The following is a 20,218-nucleotide window of genomic DNA, read 5'->3' as shown; positions in this document are numbered from 1 at the left end:
CGATCTAACAAAATACTCTCGCAAAGACGCTAAGGGTTTTCAATTAGTATGAAATTTGTCTCCGTCATTACTTTGCGTCTCTGCGTCTCTGCGAGATAACTCTTCTAAATAAACAAAGCCCCTAGATTTGTCTCTGCGAGACAAACGATCTAACAAAATACTCTCGCAAAGACGCGAAGACGCTAAGGGTTTTCAATTAGTATGAAATTTGTCTCCGTCATTACTTTGCGTCTCTGCCATCTTGTAAAAAAAGAATGAGGGTAGTTTTCACAATCTTCCGTGTCTGAATATTGGTACATCTTTAATAAAGACAATCTTTTACCCTTAAAGATCTGGGACCAATCTATAAATGTTTCAGGACCTAAGTCTTTTTTTCTCCAAAATAGAAATGGGAAAAAGAAGAACTGCATTAGACGCAGTATCAAAATAATTATCAGACCAGCTGCTAATCTAAAAAAATAGGGGTGCCAAAAGTAGATTATGAACTTGCCTGCATAAATAGCAGACATAAGAATAAATATTAAAGCTGCTAAAGCGTTTATTAAACTCCATAGACCCATTCTATTCTTTCTTTTAAAGAAATAGTCTATTAAGACATATAGTAGTGATATTATCCAGACAGCTATCACTTATTAATTACCAAATAATTTTTTTGCACTAAGTTTACTATTCTTTTCAATTTTTGCCCTTTCTTTTTCTGCTTTTTTAAAAAATGATTCATAATCGTCATCTAGTTGTTGCATGCTTACACCGGGAATTGGACTTATCTTATAAGTTGGGTCGTCTCTACGTAAATATCTTGCAATAGCTGCCAATTGGCGATCAGATTTTCTAAGAAGTTCATCTTTATTCCTAGCTACAATTTTTGGTAGTTTTACATTTCCTATTACTTGTAAATCAATATTAATAACCCCTTCTTCTGTAGGTGGAAGTGCTGGAGGTGCTGGAATACGAGAACCATCTATGCTGTCAAATATTGGTGATACATCTAAGGGCGTTTGTTGATAAAAAGTATTAATATTTTCTTGCTTGGGTTCATTGAGTTTTTCTTTACAAGAATAAAATAATAGTATAAAAACTACTAGCTTTGAATATTTTTTCATGAAAATGGATTAAATAATTTGAATAAATATGTTTTTTGGATAGGTGTAGTTAAATAAATATAAAGTGACAGAACATAACCAAAGAGTATGACATGTTGGTTTTAATTGATACCACTTTTTCTTGTCATAGTAATGATACCACCCACCTGAATCAAGTTCCATATCATCTGTAAGTTCAGGTGTATAACCATCATCAGAAGATCTTATAATATTTATAGTGTGACCTTCAAATGGCTCATCTTCAAATTTAAGGGTGATTGTTGTCTTACCCTCTGCTAATCTAGATAGAAAGGTGTCTGCACCTGCTACCATTTCAAGATTGGACTTAGTGCCCACTCCTGATTCATTGTATTCTGGTAAATCTATATACCAGCGTCCATCTTCTTCTTGATAAAATCGTTTTTTTATTTGCATGTACTTTCTGAAAGGTCCTCCATTTCTAATTTAGATCCATTAGCAATAACTCTTGCCATCACAACCACCCATTTGTCTACATTTGGATTTTCTTGTATCATAATACGTTGCCAGTCAGTAATTTTAGTATCGAATGAAGTTAACCCCATAGTTGCTTCTCCACTGGTTATCTCTAGGACATAAAAGGAGCCATGACGTTTTACGACAATTGTTTGACAACTTCCACCAAAACCGCCTTTCCAACTAAAATGTTTTTGTATATACCCTTCATCAATTTTTTTCTCTAGTTTCATTAACCGGCTAAGGGACTCAAAACTCTCATGCATCAAGTCGCATTCTTTTTCAGATATTATGTCATCTGCAGAAACTTTTCTTGATTTCAAAAATCGGTTAAATAATTCTGGCGATGCGTTAAAAACGTTTGCACATTCGCTTCTTTTAAAATATGCCATAGACCCGTCAATATCTTCCGGATTATCCGTAGAAGAACATTCTGCTCCTTTTATGTCAATTGTATAAGAGTACCCTTTATCAGAGGTAAATGAGCAAGTGCCATTATCAGAAACGATTGGGGCAGTGAAGTGATTTTCATCTAACCAGCCGCTATTGGACCACTTTATTTTTACAAGTTTACCATTCGTTACTACAACATTGAGACTATAGCTACTGGTCCGTTGAGTTTTTGGATTATAGTAATCAACGTCTGCACAATAGGTACCATCTTGATATTTCTCTTTTTCAGTAACACTTTCAGAGGAACTGTTACAGCTCATAAGCAGTAAAACTGTTGCTAAAATAAAAGTCATACTGTTTTTCATAAATAAAATTGAGATTTTAAGGCTTTTTCAAATATATGAATAAACTTAATGCGTTTTATGTTACAATATTCTTCCTTAAGGAGCTTAATACTTAAGCGTGTCCAATTTCGAGTAAGATTATTATTACAACCGCTTTCTAAATAAATTGGCTTTTTCTTTTGTTATCATTTTACAAGTCTCCTTTAAAAGCCTTGTTTAGCAAACTCGGCATAAGTTCAGTTAATTCTTGTTCGGTTTTTTTGTGGTGTTCCTTGATAGCATTCGTTTTTTCAAGAAGTTCAACGAATTCTTTTTGAATCTCAATTGAAGGAACTGGAACCATTATTTTCATCAACTTATCTAAGCCCAATGTTTTGTTTCTTCCTGCTCCGCCTGGACTGCAAGCGTTAATATCTTCTAATCCTTTTTGAGATAGAAAATGATAACACAAAAATGCTGCTAATCCTTTTTCTTCATCAGCCACACAAGAAATAAAACGATGTGAGCCGTAGCGGTTATTATCTTCTTCTTTTGCAACTGCAATTCCACCTTCCCAAGCAAATACATTACTGAAAACTAAATCACCTGTTTTGATTTGAAAAATTTTTTTGGTTGCTACTTCTGTTCCTGTTAATGCAGGTTTGTGAAATGTTCCTTTTCCAAAACAACGAATACCCAATTCGGGATATAATGCTTCATCTTTTAAAACAATTGGTCTGCGAATAATTGGAGCAACGTCTTTCATTGGCAACCATTCAGCACTTTCGATAAGGTCAGTGTATTTGCTGAATAGTAAATTATTGATGTCTCTAGTTTGCTCATTTGTTAATTGAAATATTTGACTGCTTTTACTTGTAATTTTTTCAATTTTTGCAACGATTTTCTTCTGCGTAAGAAGGTCAGGAAGGTTTATTGGAAAGTCTAAAAAGAATCTTTCTTTAAACCTATTTCGGCTTGCCTTTGTGACGCCAATACAAAACTGCTCAACCGCTTTCCAAGTTTTAGCTTGATTAAAATAGTAATGTAAAAACCGAACATCAGCTTTTTTGTTATCTACTTTGAAAGTCGGATATTCATCTGAAACATAAAATCCATCAAATTCAACTGTAACAAAGTCGAATGCTCCTTTCCAAGCAAAAAGACGACTGTAAATAAAGTGACCAGTCTGTAATTTATTTAATGATTTGCTTCCAATTTCTGAACCCTTTTTGTGTTCACGAATAAATAAACCTCTACCTTCTAAACTCATACCCAGTAAAGTGTATGTTTCTGTAGGAATAAGTGAAATTTGGTTGTTCGATTGCTGAACAAAATCACCAACTATAGTTTGTTTCCAATTACCCTTCATAGCTCAAAGCGATTTTGATTTCTTTTTCTATTTCCTTCATTAAACTGAAAATGTCTTTTTCCCTTTCAATTATTGATTTGGCTAATTCGGCTGGCTCACGATACTCAAATTCACCTTTTCTATTTGGATTTTTGATATCAAGATTTACATTAATCAATTTCCCTTTATCATCATTTTTGACAATATCAGCAATCTTCACTTTCCAAGCGCCACCAAGAATCTTTACAAACTCAATAAATCAAAGCTTCGCGTGTATTTCAGTGTCAGGCTTCGGGTATCCATCAGGTCAAATAAATCTTTATCTTTTACGATATTGACTACCACAAACAAACCATTATTGGCATTTTGAAGCCAGCCAAATCGCGCATTTACAGAAGTAATTCTTGACCTGTTATTGTATTGAACTAAGCTCTGAACAAACATACGTGGGGTAAACGAGTATGCCAAACGATTCCCAAGTATAATGGCTTTCAACTCGCCATTTGGCATATTTAATATATTGTGATTGACAATAAGTGAAGAATTTAACTTGTCTCCAACTCTCGCTTTTACAGTTGCCGTAGTTGCTATTCGATCTCCTCCAAAATATCCTCCAACAATTGTTCGGGCATTCAATGAAACTGCTTTATTTTGATTGGTAATCATGACCAATTGCATTTCTTTATGCTTATATATTGATTTTGGAACTAAGACTCCTGATAAATTAAAATCTTGCAAAACTCCTTCAGTTGTATAATTTATTCCGGTATGTATTTCAAGGCCACTTTTCCAAACCCAATGATTATCAACATGGAGGTAACTTGTTACTAAATTTCCTTTAAAATCAGAATATTGTCTGAACGAAACATGCGGCCTGAGTTCTAATAAATTCAATAAATTATCTGGCCTCCATCTATGCTGGATAAAAAATTCAGGTTTCCTGAAAGCACTTCGTTGAAGAAAACCTACTTCTGGGTTAAATCCTTCACCAAGTTCGGTGTAGGCAGCTCTGAGTTCCCATCTTAGCCAATTATAACTGAACTGAAGTTTGTATGAATGATCAGAATCAGTAATTCCGGGGGTTGTACTTTTAGCTAAAAAACCGGTTATTTGTGCCTTTTGGCCAAGACCCCATTTGCCATCAACCGCCATAACGTGATTGTAATCGTCATTGCGTTCACCCAATCCTGCTCTGTTTATGAATGCCCCTCCAATAGATGATCTGCTCTTTGGAAAATCATGATTGACCCTGGCCATGTTATAGCTATTCTTATCGATGCCTAGGCTTTGAACATCGTCTGTGAACATGCTTAATAATCCCACATTAGTTTGCCCTATTTTACCTGAAACCCGGCCTCCTCCTGTAATTGGTATAATATTTCCTTTCCCACTAATACCAATTTTGCGACTAAAAAATAGATCTACCTCGCCTGGGCTACCCATAGTAAACTGGCCTGCATTTTCTAGAAAAAATGGCCTTTTTTCCGGAAAAAATAAGTTGAATCGATCCAAATTAACTTGCTCATCATCTACCTCAACTTGGGCAAAATCGGTATTGTAGGTTAAGTCGGCAGTTAAACTGGGTGTTATGCTATATTTCAAATCCATACCGGCCTCAAAATTGTTGTCGGTTTTATTAGGCACTATGGCCTTATTGTTGACTACCTGTGTAAGTGCATATGGAAATATTTTGAAATTGCCGGGATTCTGCAGCGATAATCCTTGCAATTTGCCAGCCATTGACAATCTTTTTAAATCAAAACCAATTGGTATTGTTGCCCAATAAGCTGTTTCTGTGGTTTTGCTGATGTTCCTTTCAAAATTGATACCCCAAACCATATTTTGACCCGCTGTAAATCGTAGAGATCGCAATGGAATTGCAAATTCTGCACTCCAGCCATAATCACCAATTTGGGTCTTCACATCCCAGTCAGCATCCCAGTTTAAGTTTATTCCGCCAATTACACCTCCCTGCTGTCGATTGGTATTATTGCTGCCTTTACCTTCATTGTCAATTTGGGCGTCGTATTCCATGCCATCGGCATTGGTTCCAAATAAAAAACCATTTTGAGTATCATTATAGGTATCGAGAATAAACAGAAAACTATCGTCATCGGTCAGATCAGCATCTCTTCTTGAGTCAGAAACTACTATTGCTTTTGGATCTATATGGTAACAGATAGCTGATACGTAAAACATTTTATCTGTATAAGCAATTCGTATCACTGTTTTTTCGGAAGCAGGAGCACCCACATTAGGTTTGATTTGGGTTAAATCACCAATGGGCTCTATACTTTCCCAAAATGAATCGCCTAGTATTTTTCCATCTATAATCGGAGCTTGATTAGATAATTTGGCTTGAACAGTAGGTCGGTTCGCGACTGATGACTGGGTTCGATTTTCTTGAGCTTCAACATAAAGTGAAAAAATCAACAGTATTGATATTATCCATTGAGATTTATGCTGAAAGGTCATGTCTGAAATAGGATTTTGTTTTATGATGGGGCTAATTTACTTTTATTATCACTTAATCCAAAAAGTAGCTAGGCACACGCGTGCCTCAATCCCCTGGTGCACGCGTGCCGCGTATGCCGTCTACCTCTCGCAAAGACGCAAATTATACCTTCGAAACTGAATGGATTATAAATACTACCTAGCCTTCTGCGTCTTTGCGAGAAAAAAAAATTAAAAAAGGTCTGCTGTCGCACGCGTGTCGCGTATGCCTAACTGGCCTAGAAAGAATCAATTAATAGTTTTAGAAACCTCAATTTTCTCCATTTTATCTAGCCCTTTAAATTGCACTTCAATTTTCGGAGTTGCATCTCCAGCAAAGTCCGAATCGATTAAAATGATATGTGCTCCGGGAGCAACGCTTGGAGGTTTGTTTTGTAATTTGAAGGATCCTTTAGGTTTGCCATTTTTATCGTACAGGCGGATGGTTTCTGTACCATCGCAAACCAGGCTTTCACCGGCAGCTAGTTCAACAGGGAATAAAAGCTCCTTATACTTGTCGATTTGTATTTTTATGTTTTTTACACTGCCAGTTTCGCCTGTAATCTGCAGTCTAAATTGTAAAGGCTGCTCCTTCCATGGGTACTGCAAAGTCCATGTAGTATGAGTAGGTTCACCCGGTTGGCGCTCATATTTTTCTCTGGTAAAAACAGGCGACATGGCATACTGATGTAGCGTCCATTTACCTTCATCGCGTTTTTCGAGATGGAATTCATTCTTTGGATTTTTCAATGCTTCCTGTTGTGTTTTGCTGAATGCATTTCCATTTCTTGCCAATTCCCATTCACGTATGGCATCTAATAATAGGTTTGACTGAGAATTTTTTCTTAAGGCTGCAGGCCTTGCCACCATTGCAAATCCAGCATCATATCCTGCTGCTCTAGCAAGCATCCATTCCATCTCCGGAAGGGTTGTGTTTTCAGCCAAAAGATACCATCCCAACATGTGTGGCATGTAATTTCGATCAAATAAACCCTGATTATCGATGCGGTATTGTTGCATACTTTCTTTAAAGCCTCCGTACCAAGGCTCGCCCCAATTATAGTAGGAGCCTATGTGCCAGTAAAATGTTTTACTCAAACTGGTACCAATAATAAAATCATGTTTAACCTGATCATACACATCTTTGGCAAATAGCTCGAGCGCATAATCTCCTTGGCCTGATGCGAGGGCTCCTTCATGCCCGTCTAGATCAAGATGATCTACACCGGTTTCGTTCATTAGCTTGGTGATATTTTTTGCAACTTCCCGTTGCATGTCTAGGTTTGGAAAGAACACATTGTAGGAATGATCAAATAGTTTACCCACCGGCTCGCCCGCCTGATGAGCAGATTGAACAGTTCCAAATGCACCGCGCTGGCAATCCATTAAAATATAAGGTGCAGTACTGCTTACCGATTTATAGCGTATCAATTCAGAACCAATTTTCACAGTGTGCAAGTTGTTCCCTTGTTCATCATTAAAATATTCTGGTGAGGCAAGCTCAATTGTATTTTGCTCAGCATTAATTGATTTAGTTAATGTGGATGATCCGGTCAAGCTAAGTCTGTTATCAGGCTTAGGCGACACATACGGATCATTGGTATTGATGAAATTGGTTAAGGTATGCATTCCAAGGTATAATCCGGCTGCATGAGCTTTATCTACACAGTTTTTTAAGCCATCCCTGCCATTTGGAAATTGTTCCGGATTTAATACAAAATTACCCCAACTTTTAAAGGGCCCTTCGTGATATAAGGATACTAGCCCTGCACGCTTGGTATACCCAATCATTTCATCTATATCTTTTTCACCATAGGATGAAATCATATAAGATTTACCATACAGATTTGATTTTTTAAACCAAACCCCATTTACCGTTGGATGCGGTAGGTTTTCTGCAATCTCAATTTGCTCTAAGCGGTTGAAGGTAACCGATTCTTTACAGCTAAATATGGCAATTTTACTTCCAACTACCGTTTCTCCTTTTAAAGCTTTTACAGGCATGTTTTTATAAAGACCACCCCATGCATCTACAAAGCGATCACGATCCCGGTTAATGGAATAGGCCTGCAGAGTACTTCCCCATTTTGCTGGCACTGCCGCAATGCCCCTTGCCCAGGTGCTGCCTTCTCTAGTTGGATAATCACCGCCGAGTGTTTTGATATTTAGTACCTGAATTCCAAGTGAAACTTCTCCATCGCGCACAACACCAATAATCTCGCCAATGGTCTTACTAATGGTGTTAGGGATTGGCCCCCAAACAATGGCATCGATTTTACTCTCAGGAGCTGCTCGGATAATTTCTAGAACCAGATGGGTGTTTTTACTGCTTACCTTAACATCAATAGAAACTCCTGTTGCTGGATAGGCCAGTGTAATTTTTTTCTGAATTTTATCATAGGCCATTGAGGCCGGTTTGTAACGTATATCATTGCTTACCAGCGTAATAAGAGGAGATAGAGTATCTAATGAAAGGTAGTTTTTGCCTGTTAAAGAATTGGATAATTCTGTGATCGATCCTTGCTTGTTCAAGCTCATTTTTAATTCGCCTGATGTGAATGATTGTTGTGCAATAGAACTATTGGACAGACAGAACAATCCGGTAAAAAGGATTGTATTTTTAACTATGTTTAGTTTAGAAAAAATCATAAAAACAAATTTGGTTTATCTCAGATTAAAAAAATTAAATTAAGGTATTTTTTATAAATGAACTAATTCATCTTTATGAATCACTATTTATGTTAATTTTAATTTTGCTTTTAATTTTTTAGCTGCTTTATGCAAAGAAGATTCTTTTTAAAAACCTCCGGGATATTTGCTGCCGGAATGTATGCCAATAGGGCAAGGGCTATTGCCGGGCCATTTTTGCCAGGCGAGCTGGTTCATAATATTCCTGTCGATAAAAAACTAGATCCCCAATGGGTAAAATCATTGTTCCAGCGGGGTTCTGTAAGTAAATACTATAAAAGCAAAAACGAGCTTAACTTTATTGGAATGCCAGTTGGTGGTATCAATACCGGCACGGTTTACCTGGGTGGAGATGGACGCTTATGGTTATGGGATATTTTTAATTCTCAACAGGAGGGTATTGATCCAAAATCAGTTGACTGGGGCACTGAACTTCATGTTGGAAAGAAAGTTCGTTCTAGAGATGGCTCAGCGTATGTTCAACCTGCCAGAGATATCCGCCCTATGGAACAGGGTTTTGCCTTTAAAATCCAAGTAGGTAAACAAACCTATTTAAAGAAAATGATTGCCGATGATTGGGATGAGATTATTTTTGAAGCAACTTACCCAATGGCTAGTATTCGCTATATCTCTAAAGAGCTGCCTCTAGAAATTACAGCAAATGTTTATTCACCATTTATCCCACTAGATGAAAAAAGTTCTGGGCTGCCCTGTACTATATATTCTTTTTCTATTAAAAACAATTCGCAAATGCCTGTCAGTGTATCGATACTGGGCTGGCTTGAGAATAAGGTTTCAATAAGGTCTGCAGGATCAAAAGACATTCGCAGAAATGAAGTGCTAGCTGAGGGCAAATTGAAAACAGTACAGGGAAGTATCAATTTGAATGGATCGCTTCTTCAATTGCAAGATCCAGATTTTGGCACATTGGGCATTGCCTCTTTAGGGGGTGATTCTAAGGCAATTACAGATCTTCAGTTTCCTATAACGCTGGCTTCTTTTGCTCAACAGAATGAAAAATTTACTGAAAAGACTATAGATCAGCAACTCATCGCTGCGGTTCGTGCTGTATACCAAATTAAGCCTGGAGCTACAATTGAGGCGCATTTTTCAATAGCTTGGCATTTTGCCAATCTGAAGTTAAATCAGGCTATTCAGGATAAAGGTCGTTATTATGCAAATTGGTTTAGTTCTGCTTCAGAAGTATTAACCTATGTACATCAGAATTTTTCTTCACTAAGCAATACAAGTAAATTATGGAAAAATACTTGGTTTGATTCAAGTTTACCATGGTGGTTCTTAGAACGTACTTTTTCAAATATTTCAACCCTAGCTACTACAACAGCGCATCGTTTTCGTTCAGGCAGATTTTATGCCTGGGAAGGGGTTGGTTGCTGCGAGGGCACTTGTACTCATGTTTGGCAATATGCTCAGGCAGTAGGCCGTATATTTCCGGGCATAGAACGAGATACCCGCCAGCGGATAGATTTGGGTTTATCATTGCAGCCTGATGGGATGATTTGGTATCGAGGCGAGGTTGTTAAAACAGCAGCAATTGATGGTCAGGCAGGAACTATCTTGCGGATTTACCGCGAGCATCAAATGAGTGTAGACAAAAAGTTTTTGAATAAGAACTGGGATAAGATCAAGCTGGCAACAGAATGGGTCATCCGACAGGATAAAAATCAGGATGGCATGGAGGATACTCCAATTGAGAATACGCTTGATGCTGTTTGGGATGGCGAAATTGCCTGGCTTGTGGTCTTATGTATTGCAGCAGTAAAAGCAGCTGGAGCAATGGCTGCCGAAATGAAGGATTCTGAGTTTGAGAAGATTTGTAATGAATATGTGATTAAAGGTAGCAGAAACATGGAGGAGAAACTTTTCAATGGCGAATACTTTATTCACAGACCGGATGAGATCAAAGGCAGAGAAAAGTTGGGATCTTATAATACATGCCATATTGACCAGGTTTACGGGCAAAGCTGGTCGCATCAGGTAGCGCTGGGCCGTATCATTGATAAGGAAAAAACGCTAAAAGCATTACAATCTTTATGGAAGTATAATTTCACTCCCGATGTGGGCCCTTATATTAAAGAACGTACCGGAGGAAGACCCTATGCACTTGCTGGCGAAGGGGGCTTAGTGATGAATACTAATCCAAAGAATGAAACAAGACCTTATGGAGATAATATTACCTGGCAATTGGGTTATTTTCATGAGTGCATGAGCGGGTTTGAGCATCAGGTAGCCTCCCACATGATGGCCGAAGGAATGACCGATGAAGCGATGGTTATTACCCGAATGATTCACGATAGGTATCATGCCGCAAAACGGAATCCATTTAATGAAATTGAATGTAGTGATCATTATGCAAGAGCAATGGCCAGTTATGGAACTTTTATTACCGCGTGCGGATTTGAATATCATGGCCCCAATGGTCATATGGCTTTCAATCCTAAATTGAATCCTGAAAAGTTCAAAGCTCCTTTTACTTCTGCAGCGGCTTGGGGGTGTTATGAACAAGAAAGGGGATCTCAAAAGCTTCAGGCAAGCCTGTTAGTGCAGTATGGAGAGTTAAGTCTGAATAGTTTCTCATTGCATGCTTTGCATCAAGTTACTGACCTACAGGTTATGCTTGATGATCAGCTTATACCGGCATCCATCTTACAGGAAGGCAATAGATGCACTCTGAAATTTTCTTCCACAATCAGGCTGGTGCCTGGTCAAAAATTATCCTTTAAAGTTTAGCCTTATGCAGGTAATAAATAATACCGTAGTTTCAATTCATTATACTCTGAAAGATATCAATGATGTGCTCATTCAGGATACTGCAGGCTATGCTCCTGAAGCCTATTTACATGGAGCAGGAAATATTCTCGGCAAACTCGAAGAAGCCTTGAATGGGAAGATGGTAGGCGATGAAATGGAAGTACGTATTGATCCATCAGAGGCTTTTGGTTCAAGAGAAGATCAGTTGGTTATTCAGATCAAAAATGAAGATATTCCGGATCTTGGCAGTTTGCAAACCGGAGATATTGTTCAATTATTGGATGGTCGGGAGGGCGTTTTACTACATAAAACTAGCGATTTTACAGTTCTGGATACCAATCATCCCTTGGCCGGCGAGATATTGGTTTATCATCTCAACATTGTAGATATCAGGCCCGCAACTGCAGACGAAATACTGAATGGTGCACCTTTGTCTGAGGCAAAGTCTTGCTCTGGGGCAGAAGGTTGTTGTTAATTTTTTTTAATTTTCTTAGATCATGTTTATTCAAAATTCTCAAACCGTGAAAAGATATTTCTATTTCTTACTTGTTTTATTTGTGTTCGTTTCATGCAATAAGGAGCCCAATCAAAAGGGGACTTTTGGATATGATCTTGAATTTTTAAAACAACATCATCCCGATATGGTCTTGCTCAAGGATTTGAACGGGAGCGCACAGGTAATCGTATTGCCTGCGTATCAGGGTCGCGTAATGACCAGTACCTCTGATGGAGAAAAGGGCTTGAGCTATGGCTGGATAAACCATGACCTGATTGCCACCGGAGCATTTTCTGAGCATTTTACCGCTTTGGGTGGTGAAGAAAGATTCTGGCTTGGACCCGAAGGAGGACAATTTTCTTTGTTCTTTAAAAAAGGATCAGACTTTACATTTAACAATTGGTATGTGCCTAAGGCGATCGATTCTGAGGCTTTTAATTTAATTTTTTCAACTAATACCGAAGCCAAGTTTGAAAAGACCATGCAGATTGAAAATTATTCAGGTACTCGTTTTGATCTTAAAATTAATCGGACCATTTCTTTGCTGGATCAAAAAACCATTGGGCAATTACTCGGTATCGAATTGAGTTCAGCTATTCGCTCAGTTGGCTTCCAGTCTGAAAATGTGCTAACCAATATCGGGTCTAAAGGTTGGGAAAAACAATCGGGATTGCTTTCGATGTGGATACTGAGTATGCTTCAGTCTAATGATCAAACCAATGTGGTTATGCCTTATAAAAAAGGAGATTCATTAAGTCTGGGTAAGATAGTTACGGATGATTATTTCGGCAAATTAACTTCAGATCGATTGAAAATAGGGGATGGCTATCTCCTATTCAAAGCCGATGCCAAACAGCGTAGTAAAATTGGTGTTTCGCCTAAACGGGCATTGCCAATTGCAGGCAGTTATGATGCAAAAAATAAAGTACTGACTATCGCTCAGTTTACTTTGTCGGATGGCCTAACTGACTATGTGAACTCTGCCTGGAAGTTACAGGATAATCCATTTGAAGGAGATGCAGTAAATGCCTATACAGATGGCCCTATTGATGGGAAACAGATGGGAAAATTTTATGAATTAGAGAGCTCCTCGCCGGCATTAAGCCTTGCGCCTATGAAAAATGCTAAACATATACATCGTACCATACACCTTTCTGGCTCTACTGTAAAGCTTAATGAGATCAGTAAAAAGTTATTTGGACTAGAATTAGACCAGATGAAATTTTGATCTAAAATTCATCTTTTTATAAAGCTATTTGGCAAATTAGCTTCTAAAGCTCAACCTTTGCCCATTTATGGCTGGTATCTAATTTAAAAGAACCCAGATATTTTTGTTTCCAGCTATCAGGTGAGATCATGGAAAGAAATAAGGAATCATCGGCCTTACTGTAAAGATGATAAACCTGCCCCATGATCGGAGTAAAATTGTATTTCGATGAATAAACCAATTCATTAAGCTGAACCTCATTCACCAATTTTTCGTATTCTTCTTTTAGTTCATCAAACTTGGTCTTAAAGTTTTTATTGGCTACATCTGCATTAGATTGCTTCCACCCAGAAACATTATCAAGTTTAATTGCAGGTGCACTAACATTACTGCCGTAGCTTAGCCCTTTTTGATAATAACCACGTTCATTGTCCCAAACTACGAGGTCTGGTTTTTCTTCATTTTCTTGCATTAAGAATATCTTGGGTATATAATTTACAGCTTTTTTCTAGGCGCTAAATTAATAAATGGCGTAAATCTTTATGTAAATTCAATGTAATTTCATGCATTTTTGCAATCGAAAACATGTAAGCCTTCCATTAATGTAAAATTGCTGAGTTGCGCATCAAATCAATTTCATTCTGTGATAATTTCACTTTCAAATTTCTGGTTCAATTGGCAATTGCGTTTGTTTGCCATACTTCTTATAACTGCGTGAATTTAGGATGGCTTTTTTGGTTTAAAAACAATCGAAACGATAATTTAATTATCTAAATAACAATTACCAAATTGTAATGAGATACATATTCATATTATTCCTGTCTTTGATTACCTCTCAGGCATTTTCATAAACCGATTCTTTAATTTCTATAGGTTCAGGAAAAGGGATAACTATTACTGCGGGCGGTATATTTCATGCAGGTGTAATGTCAATGATTCCGACTAAAGATTTTACATTGAAAAATACCAATCTTGCCCAAGTATCTGCCTCAACTGCCAAGTTATCGAGTCAAGTATTTCGGGTATATCAATTCAGTAATCCAAGTACTTCTTTTAGTGGAAGTTTAAGCATGAATTATTCTGATTCTGAATTAAATGGGTTAAGCGAGCAAGATTTACAACTGAATTTGGTCAAAATGAAATAAATCTTATAATAGCCTCAAAATGATTCAAAAATTTGCTCATTAATCAGGTATTGGAATCATGCTTGAATGGGTATTTAAATTTACTTCAATCGCTGCAATGTTAACCCTTTAACTGACTTTTACTGAAATTAAATATTTTTTTAATGGATTAAGATGCTTGCCTTATTTCTTTCTGTAATTACTCCAGTCTACTTTGTTTAATTTTTAAGTTTATTTTATTATATAAAATATAGTTTTTTAATTAAAAATTAAATTAATTATAAAATTCTCTTTTTTAAAGAAATTAATTTAAATAGCACTTGATTTTAACAGAATTGTAACTCTTGCAGATTTACAATTTGATATGATTGTGATTTTTTTTAGATGGGCTATTAATTTCATTGGCAGTGCTTTCATTATTCTTTATATCGACTATATGTTTTTTTCTTCTTTTGGTTGCTTTGCGTTTGCTTTTAAAAAAAACAGCTCAACCATTGTTGAGAGCAACTCTGTTTTTATGGGTTTTTGTACGGTTTCATCAGCTATTATGTTTTTGTTTAGTTGAAACTGGTTATATTACTCAAATTCCATTTATTTTACGATTCTCATTCCCCTTATATTATGCAGCTCCCGCCTGTATTCTTTTATACACAAACGCTTTAATTCATAATAGAAAAAAGCTCAGTTCTATTGAGTATTTACATTTCATCCCTGCAATTTTAGCAGTGATTGAAATTTATCCTTGGTATTTTTCGCCCTCTCTAGATACAGATCTTCTTGTTGCTGAATTAATTAACACTAAAAATATGGCTATAATTGATGATACCGGATTTATGCCAGCATCATTTCATTATTGGTTTAAATACAGCTTATTTTTAATTTATTTAAGCCTTAGTTGGAGGGCACTATTCCGTTCTAAACTTATGGACATTAAGGGATGGGGCCAATCAAAAAAAACATTGCTTATTTCGGGATTGACTGCAATCACCTTGAGTCATGTTAATTTATTTATTAGTGAATTTTCCCAAAATGGTGTTTTGTTTATAAATCAATATCCACTTGCGTATCAATTTTCTTTATGGTTCGGTATTGCGGTATGGTTTGGCTTCATATATTCAATTTTTATGAATCCAAAACTGCTTTATGGATATCTTTTTTTTGTTAAAGAATATCCGTCGCATAATACTAATTCAACATTTTTTTCTATAAAAAATGGAAGTAATGTCAATTCTTCTGTTTCTGAAAAAGATGCTGGCTCGGTATTAGAAAATATGATGCTAACAGATAAACTTTTCTTAAATCCAAATTTTAATCTTATGGATTTAGCCCGGGCTTCTTCTATGGGTATTCATAAATGTTCACGATTAATTAAAGCCACTTATGGAATTAGTGCTCTAGATTGGTTTAATAAATTTCGGATTGACTATTTTATTCAAACCTATCCTGCAAAATGCAATGCAAAAACTATCGAAGCAATTGCTTTAGAATCAGGATTTAGTAGCAAGTCTACTTTTTATAGAGCTTTTAAGAAGGAAAAAGGGATGATGCCTTCTGATTTTTTCAAAACTTAATACCCCCCCCCACTTTAAAAATTCTATTAGTATGTCTTTCTTGTCCCATAATAAAATTATAGGACATGTTTAGTATGCTATCCCTCTTCTAACAAGATTAACACTTCATAGTTTTGTTTTATAAATAGTTGCTTGATTCTTAACCATTGATAATTAGCGTTAGTAGCAAATGGATCACATATAGAATACTCATTTTATAACTTATAAATTAAACCCATGAAATCTGTTTTTTACTTGCTTTTTAGCATTTTTATTTTGCTTGGTTCTGTACCAACATTTGCTCAAATTGGTATTGGAACTAAAACACCTGCAGCTTCTGCAGCCTTAGACGTTAGCTCATCAGCCAATAACAAAGGGATCTTAATTCCAAGATTAAGCGCTACCCAAAAAGATGCGATTGTGAGTCCTGCCGAAGGGTTATTGATTTATCAAACCACAGCTCCCATAGGTTTTTATTATTTTACGGGTTCTGCTTGGAAGTTGATGGCCATTCAAACTGACGTAGCTAGCAAGGTAGACAAGGTAGCTGGCAAGGATTTATCAAGCAATGATTATACCACTACCGAAAAAACAAAACTTTCAGCTATTACAGGAACGAATACAGGCGATCAAATAACTATTACAGGTAACGCCGGAACAGCCACTAAATTAGCAGCTGCAAAAAACATCAACGGAGTAGCATTTGATGGAAGTGCTGATATTACTGTACCTGCCGCTGCAGGAACATTGACAGGAACTACATTAAACTCAACTGTTACAGGTTCTAGTTTAACCAGTGTAGGAACATTAGCTAACTTAACAGTTACCAATCCGATAGCAGGAAGTGTAACAGGGAATGCAGCAACAGCAACTAATTTAACAGGACTAACCACCAGTGTGGCTACCCTAAATAATTTATCTGGTGTAAATTCTGGTGATCAAACAACTATTACAGGTAATGCAGGAACAGCCACTAAATTAGCCGCTTCAAAAACAATCAATGGAGTAGCCTTTGATGGAAGTGGGGATATAACTGTAACTGCAAATGCTGGTACATTAACTGGAACAACGCTTGCATCTAATGTGGTTAATTCAAGTTTAACGAGTGTTGGTACGCTTACCTCTGGCACCATCAATTTAACAACCGATATTGCTACCACTGGAAATTTAATAGCAGGAACAGTGACCTATCCGAATACTCATGGAACTAGTGGACAGGTATTAAGTACCACTGGATCTGGAATTTTAAGCTGGACTTCGATCCCTACTCCGGATCTAACGAATTATGTAACTACCAATACTGCACAAACAATAACAGCTTCAAAAACATTTTCAGAGACAACAACATTTTCAAAAGATGCTATTGTGAATGGAATTACGGTTGGTAAAGGTGGTGGAAATGAAAGTACTAATACAGCAATCGGCACTGCAGCTCTTAATAGTAACACCACAGGTAATTCTAATATAGCAGTCGGGATGAACGCACTTTCAGGTAACATAACAGGTAATTATAGCACAGCAATTGGCCTAGATGCTCTTAAAATAAGCACAGGTGGATTTAATACAGCATTTGGCGCATTTGCTCTTGATAAAACCACAACAGGTGTAAATAACACAGCAATCGGTCCTTTAGCACTTGAATATAATGAAACAGGAACTTTAAATACAGCCATTGGCTATAATGCAGGGGTTTCCAGCAGCAACAAGGACTTAACCAATACTACGGCAATTGGTAATGGAGCTAGAGTTACAGCGAGCAACACCATTCAATTAGGAGATGCGGCTGTCACTGATGTAATCACCAGTGGTAATTTAACGGTGAATGGAATTACAGTTGGTAAAGGTAAATCAACTTTAACTAATAGTTCTAATACAACTAACACAGCATTCGGCCGAGAAACACTTTCATCTAATGTATCTTCTGGAGCTATCATAGGTACCTATAACACAGCAATTGGCTTTCGTACTCTTAGAAGTAATACCAGTGGTAATTTTAATACAGCAAGCGGTACCTCGGCTCTTAGGGGAAACACTACAGGCAATAATAATACTGGAACTGGAGAAAGTGCACTTTTTTCTAATACTACAGGTTCAAATAACACAGCAATCGGGATGAATGCTCTTCAAAATAATGAAACAGGAACTTTAAATACAGCCATTGGCTTTGATGCAGGGGTTTCCAGCAGCAACAAGGACTTAACCAATACTACGGCAATTGGTAATGGAGCTAGAGTTACAGCGAGCAACACCATTCAACTGGGAAATGCTTCTGTGACTACTATTGGAGGTCAAGTAGCATGGACTGCAGCATCAGATAGTCGTATTAAGAAGAACATAGTTAATTCTAACTATGGATTGTCAACTGTTTTAAAATTAAGACCTGTTGAATATAATTTAATTAGCAATGATTTAAAGCAGGTTGGTTTTATTGCACAAGAAGTACAAAAACTAGTTCCAGAAGTAGTTACTGGAAAAGAAGGAGACTTAAGTAAGGGAGAAATTTTAGGGATTACCTATTCCAATTTGGTTCCGGTCTTGACTAAGGCTATACAGGAACAACAAAAACAAATTGAAGAACTTAAAGCGCTGATTTTGTCTTTGAAAAAATAGGCTTATTGATTACTGAATTATTTTATTTGCTTGCTAGCACGCGCATTTCGCGCGTGCTTTTTTTTATTGATTGTGCCCGTGTCATCCTGAACAAAGTGAAGGAACTTAGTAGTATACTACCTAAACAAATTTCTTTATCCAATATAAAACTGCGTCTTTGCGAGCATCTTCTTTCAGTGCTGGCGCACGCGTGTCGCGTGTGTTTTTCCAAAAACATCTACATAGATGTATTTATGTCAGTTTCACAAAGTTCCCTCACCTGCCAAGAGCAGGTTTCGCGATGACATCGTTTTTTGATTGAAATTTATTTTTTGAAGCGCTATGCACCTGTCATCCTGAACAAAGTGAAGGAGCTTAGTAGTATCCCTAAACAAATTTCTTTATCCCTTATACAACGGTTTCGGGCTAGGCGAGGTTGAGGTTGCGAGCTTCGGAACCGTTTATTTTCCATTAAACATAAAATTTATTCCGGAACGCAAACGTGAATTTGCCACAAATTTGCAATCTTGTCAAACCGCTGTTAGCAACAGTCATTATTTCAGTAAATATTTCGTTTTATTGAACTTACCAATACTTTCAAACCTATTCATTTCCATTCCCTTTTTTAAATCTCTGCTAGCTGTTGCTGACGACAAATCTTTAAAAACGTTCATGTAATCTTTTCGATTAAATTCTTTAATGCCGAGGTTCAAAAAGTATTCTAAACGATCAGTATCTTTTAAAACTCTGTTATTGTAATTCAGTAAATTTTTTAATGATTTTTCAATGACATCAAGCATATATTCAATGAAGATAGTTGACTTCCCAGATTTGTCACTTAATGCTAGTGATTTATAATAGTCATCTTGAGTTTTGCTGATTAACGCCTCGAATGGCAAAAACTCAAAAACTGCATATTCAGACATTAAAATTAGAGTTTGCCATAGTCTTCCCATTCTACCATTACCATCTAGGAAAGGATGAATGAATTCCATTTCGTAATGAAATACGCAACTTTTTATTAATGTTAATTCATTAGAATCCTTGAGATATTTGAACAAATCTTTCATTAAATACGGAACATTCTCAAATGGAGGTGCAATGTGTTCAACTATTGTTCCTTTAACTATTCCAACTCCTTGGGTTCTATATTTCCCCGCACTTTCTATTAATCCATTCATTAACTCGAGATGCGCTTTCAAAAAGCTTTTATCTGAAGAGAAGTTATAGCTGTCTAATTTTTCATAAACTTTGATAGCATTTAAAACTTCTAAAACATCTTTTTCCGGACCAATCACTCTTTTGTTTTCTATCAACGCTGTAATCTGCTCTTCGGTTAAAGTGTTACCTTCAATTTTTAAAGAAGAATGAATAGTTTTTATTCTATTCTGCTTACGAAGTTGTGGAGATTGTTTGGTAAGATAATTGGCATTGACTTCTCCGATTTTTTCAGAAATAGAAGTTATTAACTTTAAAATTTTTGGAGTAATTTCGTAAGGAGGTTTCATTGATACTATCATTTGATAGTATCAAAAGTAGTCTTTTTTCACCTATACCCAAAGCTAATTTGTTCATTGAACTACAAAGTTCCCTCACCTTCATCAATTAAACAATTAAAAAAGAACAATAAATAGTGATTATAGCAATGAATAAGAAGT

The 20,218-nt window shown here is 36.6% G+C and carries 15 protein-coding genes; 6 read left to right on the top strand and 9 right to left on the bottom strand.

The genetic code is table 11. The annotated features are described in order from the left end of the window. Positions 1 to 632: 632 nt before the first annotated feature. The 7 genes from ACIQZ6_RS08490 to ACIQZ6_RS08460 all read right to left on the bottom strand — a co-directional run bounded on the left by ACIQZ6_RS08490 (position 633) and on the right by ACIQZ6_RS08460 (position 8,783). A complete protein-coding gene (locus ACIQZ6_RS08490; protein WP_395810104.1) occupies positions 633 to 1,103 on the bottom strand; it encodes a hypothetical protein in 471 nt (156 codons plus the stop codon). A gap of 9 nt (positions 1,104 to 1,112) precedes the next feature. Then, on the bottom strand, positions 1,113 to 1,517 hold the full coding sequence (locus tag ACIQZ6_RS08485) for a DUF6717 family protein (RefSeq protein ID WP_395810102.1): 405 nt from the start codon (positions 1,515 to 1,517) through the stop codon (positions 1,113 to 1,115). Then, positions 1,508 to 2,335, bottom strand: coding sequence for a hypothetical protein (locus tag ACIQZ6_RS08480; protein WP_395810100.1), 828 nt, complete (start codon positions 2,333 to 2,335; stop codon positions 1,508 to 1,510). Before ACIQZ6_RS08480 ends, ACIQZ6_RS08485 begins: the two co-directional genes overlap by 10 nt. Positions 2,336 to 2,504: 169 nt before the next feature. Then, positions 2,505 to 3,662, bottom strand: coding sequence for a restriction endonuclease subunit S (locus ACIQZ6_RS08475; protein WP_395810098.1), 1,158 nt, complete (start codon positions 3,660 to 3,662; stop codon positions 2,505 to 2,507). After that, positions 3,652 to 3,861 (bottom strand): hypothetical protein, encoded by a 210-nt coding sequence (locus ACIQZ6_RS08470; protein WP_395810096.1) that lies wholly within the window; start codon positions 3,859 to 3,861, stop codon positions 3,652 to 3,654. Before ACIQZ6_RS08470 ends, ACIQZ6_RS08475 begins: the two co-directional genes overlap by 11 nt. A gap of 23 nt (positions 3,862 to 3,884) precedes the next feature. Next, positions 3,885 to 6,074: a DUF5916 domain-containing protein gene (locus ACIQZ6_RS08465; RefSeq protein ID WP_395810094.1), complete on the bottom strand. Its 2,190-nt coding sequence runs from the start codon at positions 6,072 to 6,074 to the stop codon at positions 3,885 to 3,887. Positions 6,075 to 6,383: 309 nt separating this feature from the next. Further along, positions 6,384 to 8,783, bottom strand: coding sequence for a hypothetical protein (locus ACIQZ6_RS08460; RefSeq protein ID WP_395810092.1), 2,400 nt, complete (start codon positions 8,781 to 8,783; stop codon positions 6,384 to 6,386). A gap of 129 nt (positions 8,784 to 8,912) precedes the next feature. On the opposite strand from ACIQZ6_RS08460, the gene ACIQZ6_RS08455 reads away from it, so the two are divergent. Genes ACIQZ6_RS08455 through ACIQZ6_RS08445 form a run of 3 tightly spaced genes read left to right on the top strand, consistent with a single transcriptional unit; the run spans position 8,913 to position 13,318 of the window. After that, a complete protein-coding gene (locus ACIQZ6_RS08455; RefSeq protein WP_395810090.1) occupies positions 8,913 to 11,573 on the top strand; it encodes a GH116 family glycosyl-hydrolase in 2,661 nt (886 codons plus the stop codon). Positions 11,574 to 11,577: 4 nt separating this feature from the next. Further along, positions 11,578 to 12,069, top strand: a complete 492-nt coding sequence (locus tag ACIQZ6_RS08450; RefSeq protein WP_395810088.1) for a peptidylprolyl isomerase — start codon at positions 11,578 to 11,580, stop codon at positions 12,067 to 12,069. Positions 12,070 to 12,115: 46 nt separating this feature from the next. Beyond that, complete coding sequence (locus ACIQZ6_RS08445) at positions 12,116 to 13,318, top strand: DUF6786 family protein (protein ID WP_395810086.1); 1,203 nt, start codon at positions 12,116 to 12,118, stop codon at positions 13,316 to 13,318. 43 nt (positions 13,319 to 13,361) lie between these two features. Here the strand turns inward: ACIQZ6_RS08445 and ACIQZ6_RS08440 are convergent, their stop codons facing one another. Continuing rightward, positions 13,362 to 13,769: a DUF2452 domain-containing protein gene (locus ACIQZ6_RS08440; RefSeq protein WP_306550694.1), complete on the bottom strand. Its 408-nt coding sequence runs from the start codon at positions 13,767 to 13,769 to the stop codon at positions 13,362 to 13,364. Between the two features lie 454 nt (positions 13,770 to 14,223). Here ACIQZ6_RS08440 and ACIQZ6_RS08435 point away from each other — a divergent pair, with 454 nt between their 5' ends. The 3 genes from ACIQZ6_RS08435 to ACIQZ6_RS08425 all read left to right on the top strand — a co-directional run bounded on the left by ACIQZ6_RS08435 (position 14,224) and on the right by ACIQZ6_RS08425 (position 18,581). Next, positions 14,224 to 14,442: a hypothetical protein gene (locus ACIQZ6_RS08435; protein ID WP_395810084.1), complete on the top strand. Its 219-nt coding sequence runs from the start codon at positions 14,224 to 14,226 to the stop codon at positions 14,440 to 14,442. 704 nt (positions 14,443 to 15,146) lie between these two features. Beyond that, positions 15,147 to 15,992: a helix-turn-helix domain-containing protein gene (locus ACIQZ6_RS08430; protein ID WP_395810082.1), complete on the top strand. Its 846-nt coding sequence runs from the start codon at positions 15,147 to 15,149 to the stop codon at positions 15,990 to 15,992. Between the two features lie 216 nt (positions 15,993 to 16,208). Next, positions 16,209 to 18,581 (top strand): tail fiber domain-containing protein, encoded by a 2,373-nt coding sequence (locus ACIQZ6_RS08425; protein ID WP_395810080.1) that lies wholly within the window; start codon positions 16,209 to 16,211, stop codon positions 18,579 to 18,581. Between the two features lie 533 nt (positions 18,582 to 19,114). On the opposite strand, the gene ACIQZ6_RS08420 is transcribed toward ACIQZ6_RS08425, so the two are convergent. Next, positions 19,115 to 20,068 carry a Fic family protein gene (locus ACIQZ6_RS08420; RefSeq protein WP_395810078.1) on the bottom strand — a complete coding sequence of 318 codons (954 nt, stop codon included), beginning with the start codon at positions 20,066 to 20,068 and terminating at the stop codon, positions 19,115 to 19,117. Positions 20,069 to 20,218: the final 150 nt, after the last annotated feature.

Origin of the sequence: Daejeonella sp., from assembly GCF_044348475.1 — a bacterium.
GTDB lineage: Bacteria > Bacteroidota > Bacteroidia > Sphingobacteriales > Sphingobacteriaceae > Daejeonella.
This window is presented reverse-complemented; position numbering and strand designations above follow the sequence as displayed.

What these genes read in the sequence shown, in the direction of transcription:
- ACIQZ6_RS08490 (WP_395810104.1), bottom strand. Translation starts at nt 1,103, where the DNA reads ATGAAAAAATATTCAAAGCTAGTAGTTTTTATACTATTATTTTATTCT.
- ACIQZ6_RS08485 (WP_395810102.1), bottom strand. Translation starts at nt 1,517, where the DNA reads ATGCAAATAAAAAAACGATTTTATCAAGAAGAAGATGGACGCTGGTAT.
- ACIQZ6_RS08480 (WP_395810100.1), bottom strand. Translation starts at nt 2,335, where the DNA reads ATGAAAAACAGTATGACTTTTATTTTAGCAACAGTTTTACTGCTTATG.
- ACIQZ6_RS08475 (WP_395810098.1), bottom strand. Translation starts at nt 3,662, where the DNA reads ATGAAGGGTAATTGGAAACAAACTATAGTTGGTGATTTTGTTCAGCAA.
- ACIQZ6_RS08460 (WP_395810092.1), bottom strand. Translation starts at nt 8,783, where the DNA reads ATGATTTTTTCTAAACTAAACATAGTTAAAAATACAATCCTTTTTACC.
- ACIQZ6_RS08455 (WP_395810090.1), top strand. Translation starts at nt 8,913, where the DNA reads ATGCAAAGAAGATTCTTTTTAAAAACCTCCGGGATATTTGCTGCCGGA.
- ACIQZ6_RS08450 (WP_395810088.1), top strand. Translation starts at nt 11,578, where the DNA reads ATGCAGGTAATAAATAATACCGTAGTTTCAATTCATTATACTCTGAAA.
- ACIQZ6_RS08440 (WP_306550694.1), bottom strand. Translation starts at nt 13,769, where the DNA reads ATGCAAGAAAATGAAGAAAAACCAGACCTCGTAGTTTGGGACAATGAA.
- ACIQZ6_RS08435 (WP_395810084.1), top strand. Translation starts at nt 14,224, where the DNA reads ATGTCAATGATTCCGACTAAAGATTTTACATTGAAAAATACCAATCTT.
- ACIQZ6_RS08425 (WP_395810080.1), top strand. Translation starts at nt 16,209, where the DNA reads ATGAAATCTGTTTTTTACTTGCTTTTTAGCATTTTTATTTTGCTTGGT.
- ACIQZ6_RS08420 (WP_395810078.1), bottom strand. Translation starts at nt 20,068, where the DNA reads ATGAAACCTCCTTACGAAATTACTCCAAAAATTTTAAAGTTAATAACT.